General features: G+C 66.2%; 26 protein-coding genes and 1 tRNA gene. 19 read left to right on the forward strand and 8 right to left on the reverse strand.

The features are described from left to right. Positions 1 to 16 precede the first annotated feature (16 nt). From serC to galU, 13 genes are all read left to right on the forward strand, one after another. A complete protein-coding gene (serC, locus tag BA899_RS03265; protein WP_148121825.1) occupies positions 17 to 1099 on the forward strand; it encodes a 3-phosphoserine/phosphohydroxythreonine transaminase in 1083 nt (360 codons plus the stop codon). Positions 1100 to 1108: 9 nt separating this feature from the next. Further along, positions 1109 to 2275 (forward strand): phosphoglycerate dehydrogenase, encoded by a 1167-nt coding sequence (locus tag BA899_RS03270; protein WP_144347648.1) that lies wholly within the window; start codon positions 1109 to 1111, stop codon positions 2273 to 2275. A 22-nt stretch (positions 2276 to 2297) separates the two neighbouring features. Next, a complete protein-coding gene (pheA, locus tag BA899_RS03275; protein WP_144347647.1) occupies positions 2298 to 3380 on the forward strand; it encodes a prephenate dehydratase in 1083 nt (360 codons plus the stop codon). Positions 3381 to 3389: 9 nt separating this feature from the next. Next, entirely contained in the window at positions 3390 to 4268 is an 879-nt protein-coding gene (locus tag BA899_RS03280; RefSeq protein WP_159299697.1) for a prephenate dehydrogenase/arogenate dehydrogenase family protein, read from the forward strand. Between the two features lie 19 nt (positions 4269 to 4287). Then, positions 4288 to 5616: a 3-phosphoshikimate 1-carboxyvinyltransferase gene (aroA, locus tag BA899_RS03285; RefSeq protein ID WP_159299698.1), complete on the forward strand. Its 1329-nt coding sequence runs from the start codon at positions 4288 to 4290 to the stop codon at positions 5614 to 5616. Beyond that, positions 5613 to 6293: a (d)CMP kinase gene (gene cmk, locus BA899_RS03290; protein WP_159299699.1), complete on the forward strand. Its 681-nt coding sequence runs from the start codon at positions 5613 to 5615 to the stop codon at positions 6291 to 6293. Before aroA ends, cmk begins: the two co-directional genes overlap by 4 nt. Positions 6294 to 6369: 76 nt before the next feature. Continuing rightward, complete coding sequence (rpsA, locus tag BA899_RS03295) at positions 6370 to 8052, forward strand: 30S ribosomal protein S1 (RefSeq protein WP_110883046.1); 1683 nt, start codon at positions 6370 to 6372, stop codon at positions 8050 to 8052. 72 nt (positions 8053 to 8124) lie between these two features. After that, positions 8125 to 8433 carry an integration host factor subunit beta gene (locus tag BA899_RS03300; protein ID WP_144347643.1) on the forward strand — a complete coding sequence of 103 codons (309 nt, stop codon included), beginning with the start codon at positions 8125 to 8127 and terminating at the stop codon, positions 8431 to 8433. Then, positions 8430 to 8723 (forward strand): lipopolysaccharide assembly LapA domain-containing protein, encoded by a 294-nt coding sequence (locus BA899_RS03305; RefSeq protein ID WP_144347642.1) that lies wholly within the window; start codon positions 8430 to 8432, stop codon positions 8721 to 8723. The genes BA899_RS03300 and BA899_RS03305 overlap by 4 nt, the downstream gene beginning before the upstream one ends. 2 nt (positions 8724 to 8725) lie before the next feature. Next, positions 8726 to 9895, forward strand: a complete 1170-nt coding sequence (gene lapB / locus BA899_RS03310) for a lipopolysaccharide assembly protein LapB (RefSeq protein ID WP_159299700.1) — start codon at positions 8726 to 8728, stop codon at positions 9893 to 9895. Continuing rightward, positions 9892 to 10617: an orotidine-5'-phosphate decarboxylase gene (pyrF, locus tag BA899_RS03315; protein WP_159299701.1), complete on the forward strand. Its 726-nt coding sequence runs from the start codon at positions 9892 to 9894 to the stop codon at positions 10615 to 10617. Before lapB ends, pyrF begins: the two co-directional genes overlap by 4 nt. 36 nt (positions 10618 to 10653) lie before the next feature. Continuing rightward, positions 10654 to 10920, forward strand: coding sequence for a helix-hairpin-helix domain-containing protein (locus BA899_RS03320; RefSeq protein ID WP_159299702.1), 267 nt, complete (start codon positions 10654 to 10656; stop codon positions 10918 to 10920). A 114-nt stretch (positions 10921 to 11034) separates the two neighbouring features. Then, positions 11035 to 11913, forward strand: coding sequence for a UTP--glucose-1-phosphate uridylyltransferase GalU (gene galU / locus BA899_RS03325; protein WP_159299703.1), 879 nt, complete (start codon positions 11035 to 11037; stop codon positions 11911 to 11913). Positions 11914 to 11928: 15 nt separating this feature from the next. Here galU and BA899_RS03330 read toward each other — a convergent pair whose 3' ends face one another. From BA899_RS03330 to BA899_RS03340, 3 genes are read right to left on the reverse strand one after another with little or no spacing between them, the layout of a single operon-like run. Then, the gene (locus BA899_RS03330) at positions 11929 to 13254 is read right to left on the reverse strand and encodes a DUF1302 family protein (RefSeq protein WP_159299704.1); all 1326 of its coding nucleotides are present in this window, start codon (positions 13252 to 13254) and stop codon (positions 11929 to 11931) included. Between the two features lie 19 nt (positions 13255 to 13273). After that, positions 13274 to 14071 (reverse strand): outer membrane lipoprotein-sorting protein, encoded by a 798-nt coding sequence (locus tag BA899_RS03335; RefSeq protein WP_159299705.1) that lies wholly within the window; start codon positions 14069 to 14071, stop codon positions 13274 to 13276. Beyond that, positions 14068 to 16668: an RND family transporter gene (locus tag BA899_RS03340; RefSeq protein WP_159299706.1), complete on the reverse strand. Its 2601-nt coding sequence runs from the start codon at positions 16666 to 16668 to the stop codon at positions 14068 to 14070. Before BA899_RS03340 ends, BA899_RS03335 begins: the two co-directional genes overlap by 4 nt. 68 nt (positions 16669 to 16736) lie before the next feature. Between BA899_RS03340 and BA899_RS03345 the strand changes: the two genes are divergently transcribed. From BA899_RS03345 to BA899_RS03365, 5 genes are all read left to right on the forward strand, one after another. Further along, positions 16737 to 17072: a helix-turn-helix transcriptional regulator gene (locus BA899_RS03345; protein ID WP_110883036.1), complete on the forward strand. Its 336-nt coding sequence runs from the start codon at positions 16737 to 16739 to the stop codon at positions 17070 to 17072. Positions 17073 to 17143: 71 nt separating this feature from the next. After that, positions 17144 to 18214, forward strand: coding sequence for an ABC transporter ATP-binding protein (locus tag BA899_RS03350; protein ID WP_235012797.1), 1071 nt, complete (start codon positions 17144 to 17146; stop codon positions 18212 to 18214). Between the two features lie 13 nt (positions 18215 to 18227). After that, a complete protein-coding gene (locus BA899_RS03355) occupies positions 18228 to 19118 on the forward strand; it encodes an ABC transporter permease (RefSeq protein WP_144347633.1) in 891 nt (296 codons plus the stop codon). Next, a complete protein-coding gene (locus tag BA899_RS03360; RefSeq protein ID WP_144347632.1) occupies positions 19115 to 19942 on the forward strand; it encodes an ABC transporter permease in 828 nt (275 codons plus the stop codon). The genes BA899_RS03355 and BA899_RS03360 overlap by 4 nt, the downstream gene beginning before the upstream one ends. Further along, positions 19939 to 21012, forward strand: a complete 1074-nt coding sequence (locus BA899_RS03365) for a PotD/PotF family extracellular solute-binding protein (protein WP_110883032.1) — start codon at positions 19939 to 19941, stop codon at positions 21010 to 21012. The genes BA899_RS03360 and BA899_RS03365 overlap by 4 nt, the downstream gene beginning before the upstream one ends. Before the next feature lie 6 nt (positions 21013 to 21018). Here the strand turns inward: BA899_RS03365 and ubiG are convergent, their stop codons facing one another. Both ubiG and BA899_RS03375 read right to left on the reverse strand, forming a co-directional pair. After that, positions 21019 to 21729 carry a bifunctional 2-polyprenyl-6-hydroxyphenol methylase/3-demethylubiquinol 3-O-methyltransferase UbiG gene (gene ubiG / locus BA899_RS03370; protein WP_159299707.1) on the reverse strand — a complete coding sequence of 237 codons (711 nt, stop codon included), beginning with the start codon at positions 21727 to 21729 and terminating at the stop codon, positions 21019 to 21021. After that, entirely contained in the window at positions 21719 to 22540 is an 822-nt protein-coding gene (locus BA899_RS03375) for an isoprenylcysteine carboxylmethyltransferase family protein (protein ID WP_159299708.1), read from the reverse strand. The genes ubiG and BA899_RS03375 overlap by 11 nt, the downstream gene beginning before the upstream one ends. Before the next feature lie 37 nt (positions 22541 to 22577). Here BA899_RS03375 and BA899_RS03380 point away from each other — a divergent pair, with 37 nt between their 5' ends. After that, positions 22578 to 23147, forward strand: coding sequence for a pyridoxamine 5'-phosphate oxidase family protein (locus BA899_RS03380; RefSeq protein WP_159299709.1), 570 nt, complete (start codon positions 22578 to 22580; stop codon positions 23145 to 23147). 61 nt (positions 23148 to 23208) lie between these two features. Here BA899_RS03380 and BA899_RS03385 read toward each other — a convergent pair whose 3' ends face one another. The 3 genes from BA899_RS03385 to BA899_RS03395 all read right to left on the reverse strand — a co-directional run bounded on the left by BA899_RS03385 (position 23209) and on the right by BA899_RS03395 (position 25185). Further along, a complete protein-coding gene (locus BA899_RS03385; protein WP_159299710.1) occupies positions 23209 to 23754 on the reverse strand; it encodes a prepilin-type N-terminal cleavage/methylation domain-containing protein in 546 nt (181 codons plus the stop codon). A 90-nt stretch (positions 23755 to 23844) separates the two neighbouring features. Further along, a tRNA-Asn gene (locus BA899_RS03390) sits at positions 23845 to 23919 on the reverse strand. A 75-nt stretch (positions 23920 to 23994) separates the two neighbouring features. Next, the gene (locus BA899_RS03395) at positions 23995 to 25185 is read right to left on the reverse strand and encodes a pyridoxal phosphate-dependent aminotransferase (protein ID WP_069134315.1); all 1191 of its coding nucleotides are present in this window, start codon (positions 25183 to 25185) and stop codon (positions 23995 to 23997) included. Between the last annotated feature and the right edge of the window lie 26 nt (positions 25186 to 25211).

Genomic DNA, 25211 nt, shown 5'->3' on the forward strand with positions numbered 1-25211 from the left:
TCAGCGGGAGCGCATTATGTCGCGTGTATACAACTTCAGCGCGGGGCCCGGGACGTTACCGGAACCGGTCCTGCGCCAGGCCGCCGAGGAAATGCTCGACTGGCACGGCACCGGGATGTCGGTGATGGAAATGAGCCATCGCGGCAAGTCCTTCGTGTCCATCGCCGAGCGGGCCGAGGCCGATCTTCGTGAACTTCTCCAGGTGCCGGACAACTACCGGGTGCTGTTCCTGCAGGGCGGTGCCACGGCACAGTTCTCCGCAGTGCCCCTGAACCTGATCGGCGATGCCTCGAGCGTCGACTATGTCAACACCGGCAGCTGGTCGAAAAAGGCGATCGCCGAGGCGCGCAAGTACACGGCGGTCAACGTGGCGGCCGAGGGGGGCAATGGTGATCCCATGGCCATTCCGCCGCAGGCCGAGTGGCAGTGCGATCCCAACGCCGCCTATCTGCACTACTGTGCCAACGAGACCATCACCGGCGTCGAGTTCCCCGAGATCCCGGATGCCGGTGACGTGCCGCTGGTCAGCGACATGTCGTCGACGTTCCTGTCCCGGCCGCTGGATGTCTCGCGGTTCGGCGTGATCTACGCCGGCGCCCAGAAGAACTTCGGTCCCGCGGGACTGACCGTGGTGATCGTCCGCGATGACCTGCTGGATCGTGCCAGCGCCCAGGTGCCGGCGATCTGGGACTACCGGCGCCAGGCCGAAGCCGACTCCATGCTCAATACGCCGGCCACCTACAGCCTCTATATCGCCGGCCTGGTCTTCCAGTGGCTCAAGGACGAGGGCGGGCTGGCCGCGATGGGCGAGATCAATCGCCGCAAGGCCGCCAGGCTCTACGAGGCCATCGATGCCTCGGCGTTTTACCGCAACCCGGTGGCCCCGGATGCACGCTCGTGGATGAACGTGCCGTTCGTGCTGGCCGATGATTCGCTGGACGCGACTTTCCTCAAGGAAGCGAGTGCGGCCGGGCTGGAGACCCTCAAGGGGCACCGCTCGGTAGGCGGCATGCGTGCCAGCATCTACAATGCGATGCCCGAAGCCGGAGTGGATGCCCTCATCGACTTCATGGCCGATTTCGAGCGACGCCACGGATAATCGAGAAAAATGTATAAGATCCTGACATTCAACAATATTTCCACCCGCGGACTCGAGCGCCTGCCGCGCGAGCGGTTCGAGGTCTCCTCCGAGATCCAGCACCCCGATGCGGTGCTGCTGCGCTCCGCCAAGCTCCACGACTGGGCGGTGCCTGACACGCTCAAGGCCGTGGGTCGGGCCGGTGCCGGCGTCAACAACATCCCCATGGCGGCGATGAACGAGCGCGGCATCCCGGTGTTCAACGCCCCGGGCGCCAACGCCAACGCGGTCAAGGAGCTGGTGCTGGCCGGCATGTTCCTCGCCGCGCGCAACATCTGCCCCGCCTGGGCCTTTGCCCAGACGCTTGAAGGCGATGATGCCGCGATGAACAAGGCGGCCGAGGCCGGTAAGAAGCAGTTCACCGGCTTCGAACTGCCCGGGCGCACGCTGGGCGTCATCGGCCTTGGGGCGATTGGCGTCAGCGTCGCCAACGCCGCCGCCGCGCTGGGCATGAAGGTGGTGGGCTACGATCCCAAGATCACCGTGCGCAGCGCCTGGAATCTCGAGTCGGGGGTATACCGGGCGCAGAGCGTCGACGAGGTGATGACCGCCTCTGACATCGTCACCCTCCATGTGCCCGAGGTGGATGAAACCCGCGGTATGATCAACGCAGCGCGGCTGGCGGCCTCGCGCGAAGGCCAGGTCCTGCTCAACTTTGCCCGCGCCGGCATCGTCGATGACGACGCCATCATCAAGGCACTGGACGAGGGTCGGCTGAGCCGCTACGTCTGCGACTTCCCGGCCGCGGCGCTCAAGGGCCACGATGGCGTGGTGGCACTGCCGCACATCGGCGCCTCGACGGATGAGGCCCAGGAAAACTGCGCGATCATGGCGGCCGACGAGGTCCGTGACTTCCTCGAGACGGGCAACGTCACCAACGCCGTCAACTTTCCCGAGCTCATTCTGCCGCGCAATGCCGGGGGCGACCGCCTGACCGTGGTCAACGCCAACGTCCCCAATATGCTCGGGCAGATCTCCTCGGCGCTGGCCGAGGCGGGCCTCAACATCGACGACATGTACAACAAGTCGCAGGGCGAACTGGCCTACAGCGTCGCCGATGTCGACGGCACAATCCCGCCAGCGGTCATCGAGCGCCTGCAGGGCATTGATGGCGTGCTCATGGTTCGGGTCATCTAGCGACTGACAACGGGGGGCGAGCGTGAACGACGAAACGCTGAAGCGCATCCGGGCGCGCATTGACGGCATTGATGACCAGATCCTGGCGCTGATCAATGAGCGGGCGGCGGCGGCGGCCGAGGTGGCCGGTGCCAAGCAGGCCGCCGGCGAGTCGGCGGATTTCTACCGCCCGGCGCGCGAGGCGGAAGTCCTGCGGCGGCTCCGCGATGCCAACCCCGGGCCCCTCAACGATGGCGACGTCACGCGTCTGTTCCGCGAGATCATGTCCTCGTGCCTGGCCCTGCAGCGTCCCCTGACCGTGGCCTTTCTGGGGCCTGAGGGCACCTTCACCCAGGAAGCGGCGCTCAAGCACTTCGGCCACTCCGTCGACAGCCGGCCCATGGACAACATCGATGCGGTGTTCCGCGAGGTGGAGTCGGGGGAAGCCGCCTATGGCGTCGTGCCGGTGGAAAACTCCACCGAGGGCATGGTCACCCACACCCTCGACCGACTGCCGTCCTCGCCGCTGCAGATCGTCGGTGAGGTGGAGATGCCGGTGGTGCACAGCCTTGCCACCCGTGCCGCCGATGTCGCCTCCATCCAGCGTGTCTACTCCCACAGCCAGGGGCTTGCCCAGTGCCGGTCATGGCTCGACCGCCACCTGCCGGCGGTGGACCGTATCCCGGTGGCAAGCACCGCCGAGGCGGCGCGGCTGGCCAGCCTCGATGACAGCGCGGCGGCCATCGCCTCCGAGGCGGCCGCCGAGCGCTACGAGCTGCCGATCCTGCAGGCGGCCATGCAGGACGGATCGCGTAACGCGACGCGGTTTCTGGTGCTGGGCCGCGAGAGCCCGGAGCCCACCGGCGAGGACAAGACCTCACTGGTCATCGCCCGGGAAAACCGCCCCGGCGGACTGGCGGGGCTGCTCGCGCCGCTGGCGCGGTACGGGCTGAACATGACCCGGCTCGAATCCCGGCCATCGCCGGAGGGCATGTGGGAGTACGTGTTCTTCGTCGATCTGCTGGGGCATGCCGAGGATCCCGATCTCAAGCGCGCGCTGGGCGAGATGCAGAAACTCGCCAGTCTGCTCAAGGTGCTGGGTTCGTATCCGCGCTCGGTGGTCTAGGGCGCGCGCTTGAATACCGAGCCAAAACGGATCTGTCTGGTCGGCGTCGGCCTGATCGCCGGGTCGCTCGGGCTGGCGCTCAAGCGCGCCGGCGTCACCGAGCGCATCACCGGCCTTGGGCGCGATCCGCAGCGTCTGGCCCGGGCCCGGGCCGTCGGCGCCATCGACCACGCCACCACCGACCCGGCCGAGGCCCTGGCCGACGCCGAACTGCTGGTGCTGGGGGTGCCCCTGGGTGCCACCGAGACGGTGATGCGCGACCTCAAACCCCATCTACGCGATGACCTGGTGATCACCGACGTGGGCAGCGCCAAGGGCTGCGTCGTCGACGACCTGCGCACCGTCCTCGGCGGGCTGCCTGCGGGGTTCGTGCCGGGTCATCCCATCGCCGGCACTGAGCATAGCGGCGTCGAGGCGGCGTTCGCCGAGCTGTTCGATGGCCGCCGGGTCATCATTACGCCGTTGGATTCCAGTGCCGGGGCGGCGGTCAGCGCCGTCGAGTGGCTCTGGCGCCAGGCCGGCGCCGAGGTGACGACCATGTCGGTCGCCCACCACGACCGGATGCTGGCGATCACCTCGCACCTGCCGCACCTGCTCGCCTTCGGCCTGGTGGATATGCTGGCCCAGGACCCGGACCATGAGGAGATCCTCGGCTACGCCGCCGGTGGATTCCGTGACTTCACGCGCATCGCGTCCAGCGACCCGGTGATGTGGCGGGACATCTGTCTGGGTAACCGCGACGCGGTGCTCGAGGCGCTGGGCCATTTCCGCCGCGACCTCGAACAGCTGACCGAAAAAGTCGAGGCGGCCGATGCCGCCGGGCTCGAAGGGGTGTTCCGCCGCGCCAAGGCGACCCGCGACGCCCACAAACATGGATTTGAGCGCTGATGCAGTCACGGACACGATCATGACGGAAAAGGCCGAACGCCGGTTCGTCGTGGAGCCGGGCGGGGCCCTGAGCGGCACGCTGCAGGTTCCCGGCGACAAGTCGATCTCGCACCGCGCGGTCATGCTCGGCGCCATCGCCGAGGGCGAGACCGCGGTCAGCGGCTTTCTGGACGGGGATGACGCCATGGCCACCCTCGCCGCGATGCGCGCCCTGGGGGTCGCCATCGACGGGCCCGAACAGGGGCGGCTGCGCATTCAGGGGGTTGGATTGCGGGGGCTGCAGGCCGCCGCCGGGGCGCTGGATCTGGGCAACTCGGGCACCTCCATGCGGCTGCTCGCCGGGCTGTTGGCCGGCCAGCGGTTTGCCAGTCGACTGGTGGGGGATCGCTCGCTGATGAAACGGCCCATGCGCCGGGTGACCGAACCGCTGGCGCGGATGGGGGCGAACATCCACACCGAGCCCAGCGGGACTGCCCCGTTGGTGATCGAGCCGGTGGCCGCCCTCGAGGGCATCGACTACCCACTGCCGGTGGCAACCGCCCAGGTCAAATCCGCGCTGCTGCTGGCCGGGCTGTACGCGAGCGGCGAGACCCGCGTTACCGAGCCCGCCGTCACCCGCGACCACACCGAGCGGATGCTCGAGGCCTTCGGCGCGGATGTCCGCGTGGCCGGGTCGCAGGTCAGCGTGCGCGGGGGCGGCAGCCTGCAGGGCGGCGCGGTCGTGGTCCCCGGCGATATCTCCTCGGCGGCCTTCTTCCTGGTCGGCGCATCGATTGCCGGGACGGGGCCGCTGACACTGACCAACGTCGGGCTCAATCCCACCCGTACCGGCGTCATCGACATCCTCCAGCGCATGGGGGCGCGGATCCACGTCGAGCGCGAGCGCAGCGGTGCCGGCGAACCGGTGGCCACGGTGACCGTTGAGCCGTCGCGGCTGCAGGGCATCGCGATTCCGCCCGACCGCGTGCCGCTGGCGATCGACGAGTTCCCGGCCCTGTTCATCGCGGCGGCCTGCGCCGAGGGTGAGACCACACTGACCGGGGCCGAGGAGCTGCGGGTCAAGGAAAGTGACCGCATCGCGGTCATGGCCGATGGGCTCGGTGCGCTCGGCATCCAGGCCGAGCCGACGCCCGACGGGATCCGCATTGTCGGCGGACCGGTGCGTGGCGGTCACATCCAGGCCCGGGGCGATCATCGCATCGCCATGGCCTTTGCCATGGCCGGACTGGTGGCGGATGCGCCGATCACCATCGATGGCTGCAGCGAGGTGGATACGTCGTTTCCCGGGTTCGTTGACCGCGCCCGCGAGGCGGGCCTGCGGATCCGCAGCGAGGAGGGAGGGGCATGACGGAGCATCCCGCGGTCATCACCATCGACGGCCCCGGCGGTGCCGGCAAGGGCACGATCGCCCGGGCGCTCGCGCAACGGCTGGGTTTTCATCTCCTCGACAGCGGGGCCATCTATCGGCTGCTGGCACTGGCGTCGCTGCGGGACGGGATCGCACCGGACGATCTGGCGGGCCTGACCCGGCGCGCCGAACAGCTGGACATCGATTTCCGGACCGACGGCGAGCACGCGGGGGAGGCCGTACTTGACGGCCAGCCCGTGGCCAACGCCATCCGCGATGAGGCCTGCGGCGAGCGCGCCTCGGTGCTGGCCGCGCTGCCACCGGTGCGCGAGGCACTCAAGGCACGCCAGCGGGCGTTCCGCCAGCCCCCCGGACTGGTCGCCGACGGGCGCGATATGGGGACCGTCATCTTCCCTGATGCACCGGTCAAGATCTTCCTGACTGCGAGTGCCGAGGAGCGGGCGCGCCGGCGGCATAAGCAGTTGATGGAACAGGGTGTTACTGCTAGTCTCGACGATCTTCTGACAGAGCTGAAGGCTCGTGACGCCCGCGATTCGCAGCGTCAGACCGCGCCGCTCAGACCGGCAGAAGACGCGGTCACCGTGGATACGACCGGGGCGTCGATCGACACGGTGGTCCAGACAGTGATGGAGCAGGCCAGGGCCTGTCTCCAGTAGGGGGTGCCGCCGGAGCGGCGCCGTTTTTTTCAGCAACCAAATGGATCGGCCTGTCGATCCTGGATCAAATCATCCCATGAGCGAAAGCTTTGCAGAACTTTTCGAAGAGAGCCTTGTACAGACCGATATGCGGCCGGGCTCCATTGTCACCGCCCAGGTGGTCGCCATCGACGGCGAGGACGTTGTTGTCAATGCCGGACTGAAGTCCGAGGCGGTCATCCCGCTTCGTCAGTTCACCAATGAAAACGGCGAAGTCGAAGTCAGCGTCGGTGACGAGGTGGAAGTCGCCCTCGATGCGGTCGAAGACGGGAGTGGCGAAACGCGCCTGTCCCGCGAAAAGGCCAAGCGCGCGCGCGCCTGGCGGGTGCTCGAGGCGGCCTACGAGAACAGCGAGACCGTCAACGGTCAGATCAGCGGCAAGGTCAAGGGCGGGTTCACCGTCGATCTCGGGCACATCCGCGCCTTCCTGCCGGGCTCGCTCGTGGACATCCGGCCGGTGCGCGACACCACGTATCTCGAGGGCAAGGATCTCGAGTTCAAGGTGATCAAGCTCGACGCCCGCCGCAACAACGTGGTCGTGTCGCGCCGCGCGGTGGTCGAGGAAGAGTACAGCGCCGAGCGTGAAGCGCTGCTCGAAAAGCTCCAGGAAGGCCAGTCCATCAAGGGCATCGTCAAGAACCTCACGGACTACGGCGCATTCGTCGATCTGGGGGGCATCGATGGCCTGCTGCATATCACCGATATGGCCTGGCGCCGCGTCAAGCACCCGTCCGAGGTGGTGGATGTCGGCCAGGAGATCGAGGTCAAGGTCCTCAAGTTCGATCGCGAGCGCAACCGCGTCTCGCTGGGCCTCAAGCAGCTGGGCGAGGATCCGTGGGAGGCCATCGCGCGCCGCTACCCGGAAAGCAGCCGGGTGGTGGGCAAGGTCACCAACATCACCGATTACGGTGCGTTCGTCGAGATCGAAGAGGGCGTCGAGGGCCTGGTCCACGTCTCCGAGATGGACTGGACCAACAAGAACGTCAACCCGGCCAAGATGGTGTCGGTGGGCGACGAGGTCGAGGTGATGATCCTCGACATCGACGAGGAGCGCCGCCGTATCTCGCTGGGCATGAAGCAGTGCCAGCCCAACCCGTGGGATGAGTTCGCCGCCACCCGCAACAAGGGTGACCGTGTGACCGGTACCATCAAGTCGATCACCGACTTCGGTATCTTTGTGGGGCTCGAGGGTGGCATCGATGGTCTGGTGCACCTCTCGGACCTGTCCTGGAGCGACGCCGGCGAGGAGGCGATCCGCGACTTCCAGAAGGGCGAAGAGGTCGAGGCCGTCGTGCTGTCGGTGGACCCGGAGCGCGAGCGCATCAGCCTCGGCGTCAAGCAGCTGGCGCAGGACCCGGTGTCGCAGTGGGTGGCCAACCATCCCAAGGGCACCGTGGTCACCGGGACGGCCAGCGAAGTCGACGCCAAGGGCGTGGTCGTGGATCTCGACGAAGAGGTTCAGGGCTATGTCCGCGCCGCCGATCTGGCACAGGAGCGCACCGATGACGCGCGCTCGCTGGTCAGCCAGGGCGACGAGGTCGAGGCGAAGGTGATGGCGGTCGACCGGCGCAATCGCATGATCAGCCTGTCGGTCCGGGCCAAGGACCAGCAGGATGAGCGTGAGGCGCTTGAAGGCTTTGGCAGCACCGGCGCGGCCGGGACGACGACGCTGGGCGATCTGCTCAAGGAGCAGATGGGTGACCGCGGCAACGACAGCTGAAGCCGTCGGCAGTGTGGGTGGCGCGCCGCAGCGACGGCGTGCCACCGGCACCGTAACGGGGGTTGAGTCGCCATGACCAAGTCCGAACTGATTGACCGGATTGCTGGCCAGCAACAGCAACTCGCGCAGCGGGATGTCGAGCTGGCCGTCAAGACGCTGCTCGAGCAGATGAGTGAATCCCTCGCCGGCGGCGAGCGTATCGAGATCCGCGGGTTCGGGAGTTTCGCTCTCCACCATCGCCCGCCACGCATCGGCCGTAATCCCCGCACGGGAGAGCCGGTTTCCCTGCCCGGCAAGTACGTCCCGCACTTCAAGCCCGGCAAGGCGATGCGCCAGCGTGTCGATGAAAGCGGGCGGCGGTCCGCGGGGGAGGACGCATGAAACGCCTGATCGTCCTGCTGCTGGCGCTCATCGTGGTGGCGCTGGGCCTGAGCTTTGCCATGCTCAACTCTGAGCCGATCACCCTTGATTTCTACCTCGGGGCGCTCTCGCTCCCGGTCTCACTCTGGCTGGTGCTGGCCCTCGCGGTCGGTGTTCTGCTGGGCCTGGGCTCGGCATTGGGGATCCTCACCCGCCAGCGCTGGCAACTGAAACGGCTTCGGCGCGAGGCTGCCTCGTCGCGCGAAGAGGTCTCGGAACTACGCAAGTTGCCGCTCCGGACTCACAACTGACCATGTGGCAGGCGCTCTGGCTGCTGCTCCCGCTGGCAGCCCTGTCCGGTTGGTGGATCGGCCGCCGGTCGACGCGGCCGGGATCACCCACTCCCCGCCTGCCGGCGGATTACTTCCAGGGCCTCAATTACCTGCTCAACGAACAGCCCGATCGGGCCATTGAAGTGTTCACCCGCATGGTCGAGGTGGATTCCGAGACCGTTGAGACGCACCTGACCCTCGGTAACCTGTTTCGCCGGCGGGGCGAGGCCGACCGGGCGGTGCGCATCCACCAGAACCTGATCGCGCGCCCCTCGCTGGCTCCCGAGCAGCGTGCGGCGGCGTTGCTGGAGCTGGGTCGTGACTATCTGGCTGCGGGCCTGCTGGATCGGGCCGAGACCCTTTTCATTGAGGCGAAGGAGTTCCCCGGGTTCCGGGTCCAGTCACTCCAGTCGCTGCTCGAGATCTATCAGCAGGAAGGCGAGTGGGAGGCGGCGATCGCGACCGCCCAACGGCTGCAGCGCGCCGACGGACGCAGCCTGCAGACGGAAATGGCGCAGTTTGCCTGCGAACAGGCCGAGCGCCTGCGCCGCCAGCATGGCGACCCGTCAGCCATTCGCCAGATCCTGCGCCGGGCCACCCATCTGGATCGCAACTGTGTGCGGGCGTCGCTGCTAAAGGCCGACCTGGAGCGGGATGAGGGGCGCTGGCGGGCGGCGATCAAGGCCTGCCAGGCCGTCAAACGTCAGGATCCCGACTACATCCCGGAGGCGCTGCCGCGACTCGAGGCCGCCTGCCTGGCCATCAACGACCGCCGCGGCTATCGCGATGAGTTGAAGCGCCTGCTCGACCGCCAGCCCACGGTCTCAGTGATCCTCAAGCTGAGCGAGCTGATCGAGGCCGACGAGGGGCGTGAGGCGGCCGTCGAGTTTCTCGCGACGCAGCTCCGCGAGCGCCCCTCGGTGCGCGGCCTCAACCGGCTGATCGAGCTCAACATCCAGGACGATGACATGGACCCGCGCCGCCAGCGTGATCTGACGGTCCTGCGGGAGCTCTTCCAGGCCCTGCTCGCCGACCGGTTGCCGTACCGCTGCGTGAGCTGCGGGTTCGAGGGCCGTCAATTGCACTGGCAGTGCCCCAGCTGCCGCGCCTGGTCCACCATCAAGCCGCGTCGCGGACTGGAGGGAGAATGAACCCTGCGCCAAGCCTGATCGTTGCGCTCGATTACGACGATCCCGCCGCCGCCCGCCGCCTGGTGGATACGCTGCCGGTCGGACGGTGTCGGCTGAAAGTGGGCAAGACGCTGTTCACCCGGGCCGGTCCGGCGCTGATCGAGGAATGGACCCGCGCCGGTTGGGAGGTCTTCCTGGATCTGAAATTCCACGACATCCCCAACACGGTTGCCGGGGCCTGCCGGGCCGCGGCCGATCTGGGTGTCTGGATGGTCAACGTTCATGCCCTCGGAGGGCCGGCGATGCTGGCCGCGGCGCGGGCGGCGCTTGACGCGCGCTCGGGGCCGACGCCACTGCTGACGGCGGTCACCGTGCTCACCAGCCACGACCAGGCCACCCTGGATGCCATTGGCCTGCGCGGGACACCCGCCGATGCGGTGGCCCGGCTCACGGGACTGGCCACCGCCGCCGGTCTGGATGGTGTGGTCTGCTCCGGCGAAGAAGCCGCCGCGGTGCGGGACCAGGCCGGGGCGGGCTTTCGGCGGGTAACGCCCGGGGTGCGCCCGGCGGACGCGGCCCGGGGTGATCAGCGCCGGGTGCTGACGCCCGCCGGCGCGATCCAGGCCGGGGCGACGGATCTGGTGGTGGGCCGGCCCATCACCGGGGCCGCCGATCCGGCGCGGGCCGTTGAAACCCTGGTCTCTGAGATACAGCTCACAGCAGGGGCCATGGACGGGCCCTAGGCTTCGGGTGTCATTAGCCCAACCAAGGAGCCTGCTATGACTGTTTCGCGTTCCCTCGGCCTGCTGGCCGCTTCCAGCCTGTTCGCCGGCGCCGCCGTCGCCAGCACTGATCCCGTCAACGTCAATGAGGCGGGCATCGACCGTCTTCAGCAGCTCAACGGGGTGGGCCCCGCGACTGCCGAAGCCATCATCCAGGACCGGGAGGAGAACGGGCCTTTCGAGCGCATTGACGCCATGACCCGGGTCAACGGCATCGGCGCGGCCACCCTCGAGAGTCTGCGCGAGTCGGTGACCCTCGACTGAGCCTCGACCCGCAATCACTCATGCCCAGCCACCGCCGGCAGGCCTGACAGGTCTGCCGGCTTGGTTTATGCTCAGCACCAGAACAACAAGTGTCCAACAGGGAGAGTAGTGGCAATGACTCAGCGAGTGCGCAAAGCGGTTTTCCCGGTTGCCGGTCTGGGAACGCGTTTCCTGCCGGCGACCAAGGCCAATCCCAAGGAAATGCTGCCGGTCGTTGATAAGCCACTCATCCAGTACGCCGCCGAAGAGGCGGTGCGGGCCGGTATCGAAACCCTGATTTTCGTGAACGGGCGCAATAAGCGCAGCATTCCGGATCATTTCGACAAGGCCTACGAGCTTGAGACCGAGCTCGAGGAGTCGGGCAAGCTCGAGCGCCTTGAAGCGGTCCGCAACATCGTACCGCCCGAGGTGGCCTGCATCTATATCCGCCAGTCCGAGGCGCTGGGTCTCGGCCATGCGGTGCTCTGCGCCGAGCCGGTGGTCGGCGACGAGCCGTTCGCCGTCATTCTTGCAGACGACCTGATCGATGACGAGCGCAACGGCGGCTGCCTCGCCCAGATGGTGGAGCGCTACGACGAACAGGTCGCGAGTATTCTCGGTGTCGAGCGTGTGCCGCCGGAGCGCACGGACCGCTATGGCGTCGTGGATACCGAGGCGGTATCGCCGCGTCTGGGCCGGTTGAAAGGCATTGTCGAGAAGCCTGACCCGGCGCGGGCGCCTTCCAATCTGGGCGTTGTCGGCCGTTATGTGCTCGATGGGCGTATTTTCGAGAAACTCCGTGCCACCTCGCCCGGTGCGGGTGGCGAGATACAGCTCACCGATGCCATCGCCGCGCTCATGCAGGATGCCCCCGTTTTCACCTATGAGTTCGAGGGCACCCGCTATGACTGCGGGGACAAACTCGGCTATCTGCAGGCCACCGTCGAATTCGGGGTCAAACACCCCGAATTCGGCGAGGCGTTCGCCCGCTATCTGACCGAGCGTGACGCCTGACGGACCTGTCGCCGCCTAGAAGCTGTATCGAAGTCGCAGGTAAAGGTTGCTGTTGTCTTCGAGCTGCGTGTGAAAGGTCCAGTCATCCTCGCCGCCGAACAGGTTGGCGCCGGCGGTGCCGGTCAGTGAATCACTGAAGCGGTACTGCGCCCGGGGCCGGAGGTAGTAATCGGCGTCCGAGGGTGAGTAGAACGTGAACATCGACAGGGTCAGATCCTGTCGTGGGCTCTGCCAGGTGATGCGGTTGGTCAGCAGATGCCGGTATTCGTCAGGCGCATAGCGCCGCTGTTGCCGCGGCAGGGCGGCGAGCAGGGCGTCGTGGTCCTGGATCCACTCCAGCGAGTACTGCCAGCCCAGGGTCAGATCCGAGAGCGGCTCGCTCTCGTATCCCGCCAGCCAGCGCCACTGGTCGTTGGGCCGGTCCGGGTCCCGGCCGCTATCGTCCTCACCGTGGTAATAGGCGGTCTCCAGGTTGCCGATCCCGCCGAGGACCGGCGCACGGACGCTTGCCCCCAGGGATGACAGACGCGGGAAGTAGGCCCGGCCGTCGGCATCCCGGGCGCTCGGCTGATTGTCGAACCCGTGGTAGGCGTAACCCGCCACTTCCACGCCGTTCAGCGTCTGGTACAACCGCAGGGCCAGTTCGCTGTCGCCACCGAAGTCATCGCGATCGCGTGGATCGAGCTTGGGCGGCGCCGCCACCCGTCGACCCGCCAGTGGACTGAAATAGGACAGGCGCTCGCCGGTGATGAACCGGTTGGGGACCGCCCGGGGCATCCAGACAAAGTCGACGTTCAGGGGGCCGAACCAGGAGAGCTTCAGCGCGTCCGTGGGGGCTTTCAGATACTCGTCGCTGCGGCCGCTGAAAAACGCCACATAGTCCTTGGGGAACAGGTCGTTGAGGAAGACCAGATCACCGGTGCCCCAGGTGATGATCTGGCGACCCACGACGACGTCGGTCTGCGCGGTCAGCCGGCCGGCCAGATTGGCTTCGCGCAGGTCGCCGCGGCCGCCGTCCTCGACCCCGTCGAGCCAGACATCGCCCTTCAGGTTGGCGGTGTAGTCGCCCAGCCGACGCTCGCCTTCCAGCTGCAGGCGCGTCTCGGCCAGGGTGAAGTCGTCATTGACGGCCGGATCGGACTGCAGGCGGGGCGCCACCGCCCCCTCGATGAATCCATACCACTGCCAGCCGGTCTGCTCCTCGGCCCAGGGGTCGCTTCCCCAGCCCTCGTCGTCCCAGCCCTCATCGGTGTCCTGGGCGCCGGCGAGTGCCGGTGCCAGTCCGCCCAGGGCGATGAGCAGGACCAGCCTTGCGGCGATGGGTCGTGCTGTGTGGAGCATGAGCGATGGCCTCCTGCACTCAGTTCCGGCGCAGCCATTGCCGTGGCGGGTTACGCAGCGAGCGCTCGCTGAAGATGTCCGCCGGCAGGCCAATGTCGTATTCCGAATAGCGGAACTGGGTGACGGTATAGCCGCCGCTGTCCAGATCCGTCATGCGCGTCTCGGTCCCGGTGGGGTAGCCGTCGATGGTCTCCACCTCGGTGATCTCCATGCGCCGGTACACCTCGCCGTCCTCGCGCTCGTATTCGGTGCGCATGGGCAGCAGGGTGTCGCGGTCGATGCGTGTGCGGTAGCGCGCGAACGCCACCGCCGCAGGATCGCGCGGCGTGCTCTCGATGATATAGGCGTCGTCGGTGGTCTCGAGCAGGGCATGGCGGTCCTCGCCAACACCGCGCCCGGAAATGTCCTCGTAGTAGAAATGCGAGCCGACAAAGCTGGTCCGCTTGTCGCCCGCGGCGATGCGCTTGACCAGATCCAGGGCCGGCAGATACAGCCAGCGATCATCACTCTCGCCGACGTGCTTTTCCACACGAAAGACCGTGCCGCGGATATCCGCCGGGCGACTGAACACCACCAGATAGCGCTGATCGCCGCCATCCGCGACGTCCTGACGCAGCAGCGTGAACTGCCGGCGCTGCCGATTGCCGTCGCCATCGACGATCATCATGCGGGCCGCGGAACGACCGTCGTCGCCGGCGTAGTAGGACGCCTTATTGGCGGCCTCGACGATCGCGGTGGCATCGGTCATCTGGGCCTGAGCCGCGCCGGTCAGCAGGCCGGCGGTCAGTACCAGGGCAAGTCTGAGTGCAGGCGTCATGAGTGCACCTCCGTCGAGTCATCGGTGTGGGGGGTGGTATCCGGCATGAACTTCGACCGCCCGAGGGACAGGATCGCCGGCAGCAGGACGATCGAGGCCAGGGCCGAGGCGGCCATGATACTCGCCAGAAAGATGCCGACCGTGTTGTAGGGCACGAGTGGCGCCGCCAGCAGGGGCGTGAAACCCAGCGCGATCACGATGGCGTTGCGGCTGATCGCGCGGGCGGGTTCGCCCAGCACCGATCGCATGCTCTCCATGAACCGGCCGGTGCGCCGATAGGCCTCGCGGCTGCGCTCGATGAAGTGGATGGCGAAGTCCACCGACAGACCCAGCGTCAGCGACGAAAGCACCGCGATGGGCATGTCATAGGCCTTGCCGATCAGCCCGATGACGCCATAGATCAGCGCGATGCTGACGGTCATCGGGATCATGGCAAGCAGGCCAAAGCGCAGTGACCGGAACAGCGCCAGCATCATGATCGCCACCATCACCCAGGCAATCGCCAGACTCTGCGCCATGCCTTTGACCATGGCGTCCTGCCAGACCACGTTGATGTAGTTCAGACCGCCCCAGCTCATGCTCACGCCCTCGGGCAGGGGGTTCTCGGCCACATAGGCCTGAGCGCGGTCCACCACGGCCTGCATGTCCTGATTGTCACCGCTCGAGAGCTGCAGCCAGAGATTGGCCGCCTGGTAGTCCTGCGTCACCATCCGCCACAGATCGTGCGGGCGGTGTGAGCCCTGAAAGCTCAGCAGCGTCTGGGCGACGCCCCGGCGCGAATCCGGGATGCGATAGTCCGCTGACTCGCCACTGCGCAGTTCGCGATAGACGGTCCGCACCAGGTCGGTGAGGCTGTTGACCTTGCCCACCTCGGGGGATTCCACCAGCGCCTGCTCAAAGTCGGCCATGTAGCGCAGCACTTCGGGGCGCTGGAAGTAATTCAACGCGCCGCGGGTCTCATCCACGGCCGTGAGCAGTGACTCCCAATAGGGAACGGCGGCCTCGTCGGCGGTGAACACCCGATCCGAGAGATCCGAACCGAGCGCCTCGAGCTCGGCCTCGAAGGTCTCGCTATCCGCCCGTGCCGATGCCCGCATCCGCTCCCACGGGGCCTGCAGCGAGACGCCTTCCTGCGCGGCGTCATCGATGATTGAACCGGCGGTCTCGCGCAGGCGCTCGGGGGCGTCTTCGGCGACATCCGATTCAAGCCGCAGATAGGCGCTGTAGGTGCCGGCAAAATGCTCGTTGAGCACGCGGTCGGCCACCCGGATACGGTGATCCGACTGAAACCAGCGGACCGGGTTGTCGTTGACGGTGATCTGGCTGATGCCATAACCGGCGATGACGAGCGCGATCACCGATCCGCTCACGACCCATTTGGCATGCCGCAGCGCCAGTCCACCCAGCCCCTGCAGACCCCGGGCAAGGGGTGTGTGCTCCGGGTCGCGGCGCTGGCTCGCGGCCTGCATGGCGGCCAGCCGCTCGGGCCGGAGGCTGACCACATAGGCGGGGATGAACACGATGGTGAGGATGAACGCCAGGATGATGCCCGCCCCGACGAACAGCCCGAACACCTGCACCGGCGGAATCGGGGTGAACGCCAGGGAGGCGAAGCCGATGCCCGAGGTGATCGAGGTGTAGAGCATCGGCGTGAACAGGTGACCCATGACATCTTTCATGGTCTCGCGCGCACCCCGCTCGGGCCGATAGCGGTCCGCGAACTCGCTGATGATATGGACCGAGTCGACCACCGCGATGGGCATGAGAAAGATCGGGATCATCGAGCTCATGATATGCACGGTATAGCCCATGCCGATCAGTGCCCCCATGGTGGTGAGCACCACGGCGAAGGCCATCAGCATGGGCGCCGCGACCAGCGTGACCGAGCGGAAGAATCCCCACATCAGGGCAAAGATCACCAGCGCCGCCAGCGGGGCGGAGATGGCCATCTGGATGAACATCTCGACGCCGAAGGTATCCTCGGCCACTGGCAGGCCGGTGATGTGGTATTCATCGCTGCTGTCGAGTCCCGCGATCAGTTCTTCGATCTCGCCGGCAATGCGATGGCTCTGATCCTTGGACTCGATGGGCACGTAGAGCGCGGTGGCCTCGCCGTCGCCCGAGATCAGGGTGTCGCGGAACAGCGGCAGATCGAGCGTGGCCTCGCGGATGCGGTCGGCGCCGGCCTGGGTGGTCGGCGGGGTGTTCATCATCCACTCGAAGCGGATGGTGCCAGGGCCGGCCTGAGCGATATTGTCGACGGTGGCCAGCGAGAGCAGGTCGCGGCGGATGACGCCGTCGATGGCCGCCACCGAATCGCTGAGCGAATGGACGGCCGCCAGCGAGCGCGGGTTGAACACGCCTTCTTCGCGCTGTTCATTGACCACACCGACGACAATCATGTCATGGAGGTTGAACTGGTCCTTGATCGCGTTGTGGCGCACCCGATCGGGCTGGTCGGCGGGCAGCATGTTCTCGGGGTCGGTGTCGATCTGGATGAGCGGGATCAGGGCCGTGCCGACAAGGGTGAGCAGCAACGTGGCCACAAAGACCATTCGCGGGTGGTGCATGGCAAGACTGGCAATCCGGCGACCCATGAGTGCTCCTGATCCTTGAAAGAAATCTCACTATATGCGTACATGCTCACATAGTAAAGGAGTCAGCCATGCCGGATATTGATCCCCAGCGCCCCGAGACCATGGAGCTCATCGCCCAGTACTTCCGGGTGCTGGGTGACGCCCAGCGTCTGGGCATCCTCCACTGTCTGCAGGATGGCGAACGCACGGTGGGCGAGATCGCGACGCACACCGGCGCAAGCCCTTCCAATGTCTCCAAGCACCTCGCCACGCTGCGGGCCGCAGGGCTTGTCGGGCGTCGCCAGGCCGGCAATCGCGCGTATTTCGAGATTACCGCGCCGTTCATTTTCGACCTCTGCGACATCGTCTGCAGTGGCGCCCGCGAGCGGCTCGCCCGCGAACAGGCCAACCTCCCCGCGCCCTGATCCGCCATCGGCGGCCGAGTTTCGGTATACTGGCCGATCCATCGAAACAAAGCCGTCGAGGGATGCTGCCCATGGCCGATCCAGCCGTCGGTTCCCCGCGAACCGAATCCGCGATCCGCGTGGACGCCGCGAGCAAATCGTTCGAAAAGGGCGTCCGGGCCGTCGATGCCGTCGATCTTGAAGTCGGCGCGGGGGAGTTCTTCACGCTGTTGGGACCCTCGGGCTGCGGCAAGACCACGTTGCTGCGACTGCTGGCCGGGCTCGAACAGCCCGACAGCGGACGCATCACCATCGGCGGACAGGTGATGGACGGCGTCCCGCCGCACCGGCGCAGTGTGAACACCGTGTTCCAGTCGTATGCGCTGTTCCCGCATCGCAATGTCCGGCGCAATATCGGCTTTGGCCTCGAAATGCGGGGGACGGACGCCGGCGAGATCGACGCGCGCACCCGGCGCATGGCCGAACTCATTGGCATCGACGGGCTGCTCGACCGCGAAGTCGCGCAGCTGTCCGGAGGGCAGCGCCAGCGCGTCGCCCTGGCCCGGGCGCTGATCAATGAGCCCGATGTGCTGTTACTCGACGAGCCGCTGTCCGCCCTGGACGCCGATCTGCGCGGGCGGCTGCAGCTCGAGCTGAAGCGTCTCCAGCGGCGGTTGGGCATGACCTTCGTGTTTGTCACCCACGACCAGCAGGAGGCCATGGTGATGAGCGACCGCATGGCGGTGCTCGATGCCGGGCGGATCGTTCAGGTGGGCCCGCCCGATGCCATCTATGAGGCACCGGCGGCGCTGTTCGTGGCGCGCTTCATGGGTCATCAGAATTTCGTCCCCATTCATGGCCGCGACGCGGCGGGCGTCGATACCCCGCTGGGGCGCCTTGAGGGCGCATTCGGCACGGGCGATCATCTGCTGCTGCGCCCCGAGACCATTCGCCTGGGCGACGAGGCGCAGACGGTCCCCAACCGTTTCGAGGCAACCGTCGAGGAGCGGCTCTACCGGGGCGAGACCACCGAGTATCGCCTGGCCTGCGGGGGACTGCGACTGCTGGCGAGCCGCGCCAACCGCGGCCAGCCCGAGCACCAGGTGGGCGAGACCATCCGCGTCGGCGTCTCACCGCGTGGCACCGCCACCGTTTCAGATTAGGAGGCCGCATCGATTGTCCGGACTGCGTCGCGATACCCGCTATCTGCTGGCGACCACCGCCCCCGGGGTGTTTTTCATTGTTGTCTTTCTGGTCCTGCCCAGCGCCTATCTGGTCGCCATGGCATTCCTCAGTAATGGACCGTACGGTCTGCCCACCGCGCCGCTCACGCTGGATGCGTTCCGCGAGCTGGCCGGCTTCGGGTTCCTCGGCTGGTCGCCCGGCAACCTCTACACACTGATCCGCTCGGTCTGGCAGAGCCTGCTCGCCACCGCCATCGTGATCGTCATCGCCTATCCGGCCGCGTACTTCATCAGCCGCCAGCCGGTACGCTGGCGGGCCGTCATGCTGCTGGCGGTGGTGGTGCCGTCGTGGACCAATCAGGTGATCCGCTCGGTGGGCTGGATGAATATTTTCGCGCCGGACACCGTGGTCTCGGACCTGGCGGTGCGCGTGGGACTGACCGAGCCGCAGATGGGGCTCTTCCCCTCGCAGTTCGCGGTGATCGTGGGCCTGGTCTACAACTTCCTGCCGTTCATGGTGCTGCCGCTCTACGCGGCGTTCGAGCGCCTCGACACCGAGCAGGTCGAGGCCGCCCGTGATCTGTTCGCCTCGCCGGTGGCCGTGTTCCGGCATGCGGTCTTTCCGCAGACCCTGCCCGGACTGATGGCCGGCACGGTGCTCGTGGCGATACCGGCGTTCGGTATGTACGTGGTCACCGAGCTGCTCGGGGGTGGCAAGGCCACCATGATCGGCAACCTCGTGGCCCGGCAGTTCGTCCAGGCCAGCAACTGGCCACTGGGCGCCGCTGGCGCGATCATCATGATCGTGGTGACGCTGGTGGGGCTCAAGGTGCTGCGCGACCTGGGCCGGCGCGTCGGCGGTGACCGTGAGGTGCTGCTATGACCGCTCGGGCAATGGACCGCGGCCTGCGGGTGTTCTGGTATCTGCTGCTCGCGTTTCTCTACGCGCCGCTCGCGGTGGTGGTGTTCTACTCGTTCAACGCCATCAACTCATCGGCGCGTTTCGCCGGGTTTTCGCTGACCTGGTACCAACAGCTGTTCAGCAACGATGCCATCATCGGGGCGCTGCTCAACACCGTGGCGCTTGCGCTCACCTCGTCGCTGATCGCCATCGTGATCGGTGGGATGCTGGGCTACGGGTTCTACCGCTACCGGCTGCGACGGCTCAGCTGGCTGATCTGGCTGATCTACCTGCCCATGGTGATGCCCGACATCATCTTCGGCATCGCCGAGATGATCTTTTTCATCGCCATCGACGAGCGCCTTGGCATTCTGGCGCCGGGGCTGGGAACCATGATCATCGCCCATGTCACGTTTCAGGTGCCGTTCATCGCCCTGCTGGTCAATGCCCGGTTGCTGGCGCTCGACCCGCAGCTGTTCGAGGCGGCGCAGGATCTCTACGCCGCGCCCTGGCAGCGTGCCCGCTTCTTTCTGCTGCCGGTGCTCTCGCCGGCGATCGTCTCGAGTTTTCTGCTGGCGTTGACATTGTCCATCGATGACTTTGTCATCAGCTTTTTCACCGCCGGCCCGGAGAGCACCACACTGCCAATCTATATCTGGAGTGCCATCAAAAAAGGGGTGACGCCCGAGGTCAACGCCATCGCCACGCTCATGATTGGCAGCGTCTTTCTCATGGCCCTGATCAGCCTGGTCGTCCAGCGACGGCCATCGGCCTCATCCACCACCAACAGGAGCGCCTCATCATGACGCATCCAACGCTCAGGGCGGGTCTGCTCGCCACCACCCTCGCCACCGCTGCGGGTTCCGCCAGCGCCCAGTTCGAGGGTGAGACCCTTTATCTATTCAACTGGTCGCAGTACATGGATCCGGCGATCATCCAGCAGTTCGAAGATCGCCATGGCGTCGAGGTCGTCCGCAATTACTTCAACTCCAACGGCGAGCTGTTCGCCAAACTGCAGGCCGGCGGCGACAGCCAGTACGACGTCATCGTGCCGTCGAACTATTATGTCCCGCGGCTGATCAACAGCGACCTGGTGCAGCCGCTCGATCACGATCGGCTGCCCAATCTGGATAACCTGATGGACGCCTTCCTGGACCCGGCCTTTGACCCGGGCAACGAATACAGCGTTGCCTACCAGTGGGGCACCACGGGCCTGGTCTACGACGAGTCCGCCCTTGGCGATGTCCCCAACAGCTGGTCGGTCCTGTTCGACCCGACGGTCAACCCGGATGCCCCGTTCGCGGTGCCCGAGGACGCCCAGGTGAGTCTTGGGGCGGCGTGCGCCTATCAGGGCGAGGGCTATGACTGCACAGGTCGGGATGCCCTTGAGGCGGCGGCCCGTGAGGTGCTCGACGCCAAGCAGCGCGACAACTTCGCCGGATTTGTCCAGGGCACCCCCATTCTCCAGCAGCTTGTGCGCGGCTCGGTGGCCGCCGGGATGACCTTCAACGGCGATTACCTGTTCTACAAAAGCGAGGACCCGGAAGGCTTCGAGGATATCCGCTTCGTCATCCCCGAAGAGGGGGCCGAGCGCTGGGTGGATAACATGATGATCCCCGCCAACGCGCCCAATCCCGAACTCGCCCACGCCTTCATCAACTATATCCTCGAGGCCCGGATCGGCGCCCAGCTGTCCAACTGGAACTACTACTCAAGCCCCAACGCAGCGGCGCTGCCCATGCTTGATGCGGTGTTGCAGGAGCCGCCGATCCTGCCCACCGACGAGCAGATGGAACGGCTGACCTTCATCCCCAGCCTGCAGGGTGAGTCGCTCGAGTTCCTCCAGCAGATCTGGCGCGAGGTTGAATCGCGCTAGTCCCGGTCAGTCAGCATCATCAACCGGCCGCCGGGCAGTGCCCATGTAGAGGATCGCGGTCAGTGGCAGACGGCCAAAGGTCAGGTCCCCGCGGCGGTTGATGCCGCGGGGACCAAGGCCGGTGAACGATCCCGCCTCAAGCCCGGCGACGGCGAGTGCCGTGCGCAGTTCGGTCGGCTTGATGAACAGCGCCGGGTCGTGGGTGCCCCGGGGCAACAGCCGCAGGATATCTTCGGCGACCGTAATGGTGGCGAGCCGCGCCAGTGGGTTGCGGTTGATGGTATCGAACAGAAACAAGCCGCCGGGTCGGAGCACGCGGTAGACCTCCGCGAGCACCTGATCGAGGTCCTGCACATGCTCGAGGACATCAACGCAGACCACGGCGTCAAAGCCCTGATCGGGGTAGGGCAGGGCCTCACCAACGCCGGTGGTGTAATCAATGGCCCGCCCCTCGGCCCGGGCATGCTGCTCCGCCGCGTCGATGGCTCGTGCGGCCGGGTCGATGCCGCTTACACGGGCGCCGCGGTCGTCCAGTGCCTCGGCCATGAATCCGCCAGCGCAGCCCAGATCGAGTACGGCGCGGTCGCGCCAGTCGATCTGCCGGTCCATCCACGCCAGTCGTCCCGGGACCAGGTTTTTCAGGGTTCGCACCCAGCGGATGTCGTCTGACCACCACTGATCGGCGACGTCGTCATAAAGGGCCAGATTATTGCGCATTGTGATCCTCGCCTCGGCGGTGCAATCGGGGTAGGGCGTAGGGTACGGCGTTTTTGTAGCGCGCGAAGCGCTCGCCGTAGCGCGCCGCAAAGCGACGCTCCTTCAGTCGCGGTGCCAGCAGGCAGTATGCCGTGTAGCTGATGGCCAGGAACAGCTGATCCGGCGTCCACACCGGCACCGTCCAGAGTGTCAGGGCGAAGGCCACATAGATCGGCTGGCGGATCACCCGAAAAAGCCCTTGCGTCGGCATATCGGGAAAGCGGGGTTTGATCCGGGCCAGCAAAGACATCCATCCCAGCGCGCCCGACTGGACTTCGACGCCGGCATCAAAACTCGCCTTGGTGAGCATCAGCCAGGCCAGTCCGTAGGTCGCGACGATTAGCCAGAAAACCATGCCCTCAGCGCGCCACCAGACGATGCCGCTCGGCGTCCAGAGCGTGAAAAGCGCCAGCAGCTGCAAAGCCGCGATCAGGGCATAAGTGGTGGTCGCCAGGGTGCCGCCGTGGGGGCCGGGGATCAGCCGTGTGAGCCATCGCCCGCCCCGGCGGGTCAGCAGCAGGGAGTGAGCCAGTGGGAACTGCAGGATCAGCAACGCGTTGACGCCCCAGGCCCAGGGTTGGGGGACCCGCCCGAAGGTCGCGCTCATGCCGTTGAACATGGCGATCATCATGGCAAGCACACCGCCGGCAAACGCGAGATGTGTCACGATACCCATTCCGAGTGCCAGGGCGACGCGGCCCTTGCCGGGCGGCGGGCGTAGCGCTGCACCCATCAGCTGCAACATTCCGGCGAGACGCGGGTCCCAGCGCATGCACTCACTCCATTAGAAACATGAGAGAAGGCGAAGGATGACACAGCAGCGGCATGACTGGGCCGAATCGTTGGATGGACTGCTCGAGCAGGCCTGGAAGCGACTTGGCCGCGGAGTGGCTGACCGGCGGGCGGCGGCGCGGCATCCCACACTGGCCACGGTTGATGCCAACGGCTGGCCTCAGGTGCGGACGGTGGTGCTGCGGGGCGCGGACCGGGCGGCCTCACAGCTGTGCGTATATACCGATCGAAAAGCAGGCAAGGTTGCCGACCTCGCGGCGGCGCCCCGGGCGGCGGTGCATGTGTGGGACCAGACGGCGCACCTGCAGATCCGGGTGATGGCTGAGGCCGTGATCCACACCGGGACGGCTGTTGAGTCGATATGGAGTGGGCTTTCGGCGCACGCGCAGCGCTGCTACGGCTTTCAGCCGGCGTCTGGCCTGGCCATTACCGATGCGCTGGATTATGCCGTCTGGCCCCAGCCTGAAGATTTCGCGGTCATCGAGCTGAACGTCGTTTACCTCGAGGCGCTGCACCTCGGCCATCGCCATCGGCGCGCGGGGTTTGATCGCCGTCGGGATTGGGCTGGGCAGTGGCTGGTGCCCTAGGGCGGCGGCGCAGTGCGCTGGATTATGGGTGCCCTCAGTGTCGATATCATCGCGGGCAACCTCAGACGTCCGACCCGTCAATCACCTCGACACCTGCTTTTCCGTCATTGTTGTAGCGGATACGCGCCAGTCGTTCGCCATCCGGTCGGGAATAGTCCCAGCAATAGGTGTACGAGGTCGAACCGCAGTCTGTCGCTGACGAAGCCACCCATCCAGTTTCTTCTAGACCGCCAATGGAATCCGCGATGGGAATATCGAGGAATAGGTTCCAGAGCTTCTCGCTGCGACGATCCCCAAAGCCGTCAATCCCGCTTGTAGCCACGGGAGCACTGCCTGGTTCGCCCTCGATGCATACCCGGCCGTCCTGCGGTGGGTAGTAATAGGCAACGAGGCCACATCCGGTGGTCCGCGCTGTATGTGAGCGGGCGACATGACTGTCAACGGCGCTGCTCAATGCGCGTGCCGTACTCGTGACCTCAGCATCAACACTGAGCCCTTGAACACGCGGAACAGCAATCGCGACCAGGATACCCAGCACGGCGAGGACGACGACCAGCTCGACAAGGGTGAATCCACGGCTTGGTTCACTGCCACAATGCAATTTCATGGCCCGGTGAGTAACTGTCACCCTCATGCCTTGTCAATAGACATCTAGGAAATACAGTTTCTTGGAGAGGGAGTGAGCGCTTGGCCGGAATGGCTCCCCGGGACGGATTCGAACCGCCGACCAAGTGATTAACAGTCACTCGCTCTACCACTGAGCTACCGGGGAATCGCTCTCTAGCTCGCTGCGTAGTCTAGCGTTTTACGCCGCGCCGTCAACCGGCGCGGCGCATCAAAACGGGGCCTACCCGCGCCCGAAGGCGCCCTCGAGGCGATCCATCGCCTTTTCCAGATTCTCCATGCTGGTGGCGAAGGAGATCCGGGCATGGCCGGGCGCACCAAACGCCGTCCCGGGCACCAGGGCCACGTTGGCTTCGGCGATCAGGTGCTCGGCGAGCGCCGTGTCGGTATCCACGCCGTCGATGGCAGCAATGGCACCGCTGACGTCGGGGAACGCGTAGAAGGTGCCGTCTCCGGCGATGCAGCTCACGCCTTTCATGGCATTAAGCCGCTTGACGACAAAGTCATGGCGCTCGCGGAATGCCTTGACCATGGGCCCGATCACGCCCTGATCTCCATTGAGTGCTGCAACGGAAGCGGCCTGCGAGATCGAGCTGGCGTTGGAGGTGCTCTGGGACTGGATCTTTTTCATGGCACCGATGACGTTCGCGGGGCCGGCGGCGTAGCCGATCCGCCAGCCGGTCATGGCATAGGCCTTGGAGACGCCGTTGACGACGACCGTGCGCTCAGCCAGATCCGGGCAGACCATGGCGATGTTGCTGAACGGCTCGTCGGTCCAGAGGATCGGCTCATAAATGTCGTCACTGGCAATGAGCAGGTCGGGGTGGCGGCGCAGGACCTCGCCCAGTGCTTCGAACTCGGCCCGGCTGTAGGCGGTCCCAGTGGGGTTGGAAGGACTGTTGAGGACCACGATCCGGGTGCGGTCGGTGATGGCGGCCTCTAGCTGTGCCGGCGTGATCTTGAAGCGCTGCGACTGATCAGCCTCGATGATCCGGGGGACACCATCGGCGAGCAGCGCCATGTCCGGGTAGGACACCCAGTAGGGGGCCGGGATAACCACTTCGTCGCCACTGCCAAGCACCGCCATGAACAGGTTATAGAGGCTCTGCTTGGCGCCTGAGGACACCAGGATCTGGTTGGCGTCGTACTCGAGGCCGTTGTCGCGCTCGAACTTGGCCTGAATGGCCTGCTTGAGGGCCGGCGTGCCGTCGACCGGGGTATAGCGGGTCTGACCGGCCTGGATCGCCTGCACCGCGGCGGCGCTGATATGATCAGGGGTATCAAAATCCGGTTCGCCGGCACCCAGACCGATGATGTCGTGACCGGCCGCGCGCATTTCCGCGGCGCGGGCCGTGACCGCCATGGTCGGGGAAGGCTTCACGCGCCCGACGCGCTCAGAGAGTTCAATAGCCAAGGATGGTCTCCGTTTTTTTACCGTTT

It is taken from the genome of Spiribacter sp. SSL99, assembly GCF_009805925.1.
Lineage (GTDB): Bacteria > Pseudomonadota > Gammaproteobacteria > Nitrococcales > Nitrococcaceae > Spiribacter > Spiribacter roseus.